The 1,013-nt window shown below is 42.7% G+C and carries 1 protein-coding gene and 1 pseudogene; both read right to left on the reverse strand.

Annotated elements, in window-relative coordinates:
* Positions 1 to 163: 163 nt before the first annotated feature.
* Positions 164 to 535, reverse strand: coding sequence for a hypothetical protein (locus QTN94_RS20050; RefSeq protein WP_331428654.1), 372 nt, complete (start codon positions 533 to 535; stop codon positions 164 to 166).
* Positions 525 to 1,013 (reverse strand): annotated as a pseudogene (locus tag QTN94_RS20055) (hypothetical protein); the annotation flags it as partial. The pseudogene QTN94_RS20055 and the gene QTN94_RS20050, both read right to left, overlap by 11 nt.

Consider the following 1,013-nt stretch of genomic DNA (forward strand, 5'->3'; position numbering starts at 1 on the left):
AATCAAGAGGTAAACCATCCGCTTCAATCGCCCTCTTACCAAACCACAATATCTAGTATCGGTCGCAGCTGATACAGACACAATATATAGGAATTAGTAACAATGGAACATTACCAACACCTTAAGTAACGATTTGGAACCGATCATTACAGTCCCATATAAATTAGGGTATGTACCCAGTAAACTTTAAGAAAATCAAGCTTAAGATAAGGACAATACAGCTCCACATCCCTAATGCATTCACCCACATAAACACTTTAAATTTAGTTGATTTCGTTGTTGCTCGTTTACGAATAAATGGGTACTTCACCCAGTAATCAAAGCAACGGCTAGCTATCTCCCAAGACAATTGGTATTTAGGTCGCATATGACCATTATCGTCATAGTATTTGCTAAGATCTTTAGCCAGTTGCTTATCCATAAAAATAATATGCTTAAGACTACCTAGAGATACAATCGCACTCATAATAACACCTGGAACAGCCCAAACAGTTGCATAATAAAAAAAAACAAATGCGACATCTTTAATAATCATTAGAACCCCAAGCATACATTTCGTCTACAAACCACTTACCAACAAGTGTACCGGTCATCCCACCAACACCACCACCTACAATAGCCCCACCGATTGCCGCAACAGCCAGCACAGGTGCGGAGGCAGTCACACCGATAGCCAAAGCAATGCCAGAAACAGCTGTAACAGCAAGCCCCACTCCAGCACCTCCACCTTTGACTCCGCCGTATACTCCGCCAATAAAGCCCCACACTTCACGAGTTGTTGTCTTGCCACACTCGCCAGTACCATCCACCTTGCACGCTTCATAGATGCTATCAACACCACTGACGGCACCCACAAGTAAACCTACATAACCCACACCTCTGGCGGCAGAAATTCCAAGAGCAATATTACCAATCCGCTTCCCTAATTCTTTTACAAAGCCGGTCTTGAGAATTTCATCCGCATTGTGAACGACTGATTTAGTGGATAGCTTTAGATTGCGCTTGATTTGCGT

The sequence above is a fragment of the Vibrio sp. M250220 genome (genome assembly GCF_036533795.1).
In the GTDB taxonomy this organism is placed as follows: domain Bacteria; phylum Pseudomonadota; class Gammaproteobacteria; order Enterobacterales; family Vibrionaceae; genus Vibrio.

Excerpts from the sequence above, each read along its gene's own strand:
- QTN94_RS20050 (WP_331428654.1), bottom strand. The coding sequence starts at position 535 with ATGATTATTAAAGATGTCGCATTTGTTTTTTTTTATTATGCAACTGTT.